We start from the raw sequence: 3049 nt of genomic DNA, 5'->3' as shown, positions 1-3049 counted from the left end.
GCTTGCGCAAGGAAATACGCGAAGAACAGAGTTATCTGGACAACAGCAGTTTTGCCGACGGCATGGACAAATGGAAGACGGGCAGCAAGGCTACGCTGTTCACCCTGGGCGGACGCTGGATCTGGGCGAACGGCGGTCCTTACGGTACGAAGCCGGACGGCCATGCCGAGATACGGACCGACGGCAAGGTGCCTTATGCCTATATCCGGAACAGCTATATCATGCAGAAACTGGAGGACTTCCGGCTGGTACCGGAGTACCGGCAGACGAACAGCCAGGGCGAACGGGTGCCCGGCGTGGTGTATCTGTCGTTCAGCTACCGGGTTATCAAGGCCGGAAGGTTGAAAATAGAATTTGTGAACGCTGATAAGACCGGGTTTGAGAACTTCAACATGTTCGGCCATGAAGAGGACCTGCCCGTTGGCGGTGAGAAGATGTTCACGTTGGACGGACTTTGGAACGGCACTGGCGACTTCAAGCTGTCGTTTACGGGCGTGATTTACATTTCGCTGCTGGTGTTCAGCACCAACAAGGCGGACGCACTGGCCTATAAGTACCGTACACTGTTCGAACAGAGCGACCGGCTGGTAAAGATTTCAGCGGCGGTCTTCGACAAGGACGGTAATGCGCTGAAAGAGACCGGGCTTGTCATAAAGCCTGAAGGTTCCGGTCTGTATGCGCAGGACAATACAGGAAAGATTGCCCTTATCGGGGTGAGCGTGGAGGAAGAGGACGAGTACGGAAATACCGTGAGCAAAATCAAGCTGACAGCCGACCATATACAGCTGGAGGGACTGGTAACGGCCAACGGCAACTTCAAGATACTGGAAGACGGCAGCATTGAAACGACCAACGGTAAGTTTACCGGAGAGATAGACAGCAGCAAAGGGAAAATCGGCGGCTTTGAGATAGGGAACGGCCGTATCGGTTCTGTGGCCGACTCTCACGGGAGCGGTGGCGGTCTTGCCATTTATGATGATTTTTTCCGTGTCGGCGGCAGCAAAGGATATGTGATGTTCGGTGATGATGTGATACCGTCTTCTGCAGGAGGAGCTTTTACCGCTGTCGGTCGTATCGTGAACTCAGCCCCCAATATATACGGGAATTACGGCTTCGACCAAGCGAACTATGGATTGTTTATAGATGTTACCGGCGGTACGAAGAACTACGGTATCAGCAGCAATGCGGCATTACTTGCCCCGGCGTTTATCAATACGAAAGCCAAGCTGCTTACCTTCGGAAGTGGAAACTACACGGTGGATTTCTCACAACACAATATCATTTTGATGTATTACAATGAACCCAACTACAGTAAGGTAGAGGTTACGCTGCCGTCGGAAAGTTCTGTGGCATACAAGTTCGGCATGAGTTACTTGCCTACCGATTTTGCAGCCATTGTCACGTTCAGGGTCAGACCCGGTTCAAAGAATATCATACTAAAAGGTATCTATAACCACAATGAAGATTTGCAAAACTACGAGATGGCATCCGGGGACTCCGTAACGGTACTTATTACAAAAGCGGACGGATTCCGTTACCAGATATTGAATCATTCATCCTAAAAAACAGATATATATGAAAAAGTTAGATTTCAGGAATTTCAGCGTTCCCACCGGAATAACCCGTCAGACGAGGGAGGTTTTCGATGCACGTGAGCAGATAGCCGATTTGCTGTATACGCGTGTCAGTGGCATCAAGGCCCATCGGCTTGCGTTCAAGATTTTCGAGAGTACCGGCGAGACCGAGTTCAGCGATGAGGAAACCGGGATGATACACATGGCGGTGGAACGCTATTGTCTTCCCAATGTGATAGATGCCCTGAACGAAATCCTGGGCGGGTCAGAAACCGATAAAAACGAATGAGTATGGCAGAAATGACACAAGAAGAACTGGTTCAGGAAGTGCTGGACCGTGTACTCCAGAGTTCTACCGGCGTGGAGGACTTGGAGACCGTCACCTCGCTGAGCGGTGTGAAATCACTGCCCGGGGAGAAGGACGGCAAGATGGTGAACGTCCCCCTGGAACTGATAGGGAAGCCTGCGAGCGATGCCGCCGCCCGTGCCGAGGCTGCCGCCAAGAAAGCGGAAGGAGCCGTAGCCGGACTGGAGGAAAAGACCCAGGCCGCCACGGAAGCGGCCACCAAGGCCAACGAAGCGGCAGCCAAGGCAGAAAACGCCGCTGCCAAGGTGGAACAGACTACGGCAGCAGCCATCGGCGGGGCTACCGCACGCTTTTCCTCATGGATGGAAACAGGCAACGTTTTACCTGACAAGAGTACCAAACCGGGCGGCAGCGTAGTGTATGTAGCGGATGCCGGGAAGTTCGCCTACCACATGGACTCCACCCTGTACGGGGACTGGGATGTGGCGGGTGTGCCTCCTGCCGGCATATTCATGAATGCGGACCGGACAGCCATCCTGCCGGACAAGCTCTACCTGCTGGGTGATGCCGTATATACCGGAACAGGCGGCAGCCTGAGACTGCTGGCCTACCGGCATGAGGTGATGAGCGGGGAAGCTTACGAGGCGCTGCAGGACAAGGATGCGAATACGCTGTATCTGATTTATGAGGAGGATTGACGATGATAACCATAGGCGGTAAGGAAATAACGGCTGCGTATGTGGGGAAACGTGCCCTGTCGGCTGTCTATGCCGGGGCAAGACTGGTGTGGTCTGCGATAAGCAGCTGTTTCGGACTTGGATACTGGAAAGGCGACGAGCCGTGGAACGGATCGGACGCATGGAACGGTAGCAGTAAAACTGATAAATGAATGATTATTATAAAAGGACAGTATTATGGCAAAAAGGAAAATAAGCGGAATCATCAACGCGACCGAGCATCCGATGAATCTTGAAACACCATGGAATCAGAAACAGCCGGACGGCACCTATCATGCCTATGCAGGCGATGACATCGAAGCGTTCCTGAAGAAGGAACTGTCAAACCGTACCCCTACCGAGGAACTGGTGAGCGGCGAGACGAAACCTCCTACATCCGGAACGGTGTTCGATGCGATGGTGGGTACGGTGACGGACGTGGATGTGCAGGA

Annotated in this window: 4 protein-coding genes and 1 pseudogene; all 5 read left to right on the top strand. The window is 53.0% G+C overall.

The window, feature by feature from the left end:
• A pseudogene (locus WKT12_RS16290) lies at positions 1 to 1562 on the top strand (hypothetical protein); the annotation flags it as partial.
• A gap of 13 nt (positions 1563 to 1575) precedes the next feature.
• Positions 1576 to 1863 carry a hypothetical protein gene (locus WKT12_RS16285; RefSeq protein WP_005798244.1) on the top strand — a complete coding sequence of 96 codons (288 nt, stop codon included), beginning with the start codon at positions 1576 to 1578 and terminating at the stop codon, positions 1861 to 1863.
• Positions 1860 to 2579, top strand: a complete 720-nt coding sequence (locus WKT12_RS16280; protein ID WP_007571287.1) for a hypothetical protein — start codon at positions 1860 to 1862, stop codon at positions 2577 to 2579. The genes WKT12_RS16285 and WKT12_RS16280 overlap by 4 nt, the downstream gene beginning before the upstream one ends.
• A gap of 2 nt (positions 2580 to 2581) precedes the next feature.
• Positions 2582 to 2770, top strand: coding sequence for a hypothetical protein (locus WKT12_RS16275; protein WP_007562482.1), 189 nt, complete (start codon positions 2582 to 2584; stop codon positions 2768 to 2770).
• Positions 2771 to 2795: 25 nt separating this feature from the next.
• The coding region (locus WKT12_RS16270) for a hypothetical protein (protein ID WP_340320312.1) at positions 2796 to 3049 on the top strand (254 nt) is incomplete at its 3' end.

Origin of the sequence: Phocaeicola sp. HCN-6420, assembly GCF_037890145.1 — a bacterium.
In the GTDB taxonomy this organism is placed as follows: Bacteria; Bacteroidota; Bacteroidia; order Bacteroidales; family Bacteroidaceae; genus Phocaeicola.
Note: the sequence above shows the minus strand (reverse complement) of the source record. Positions and strands in the feature narration are given on the sequence as shown.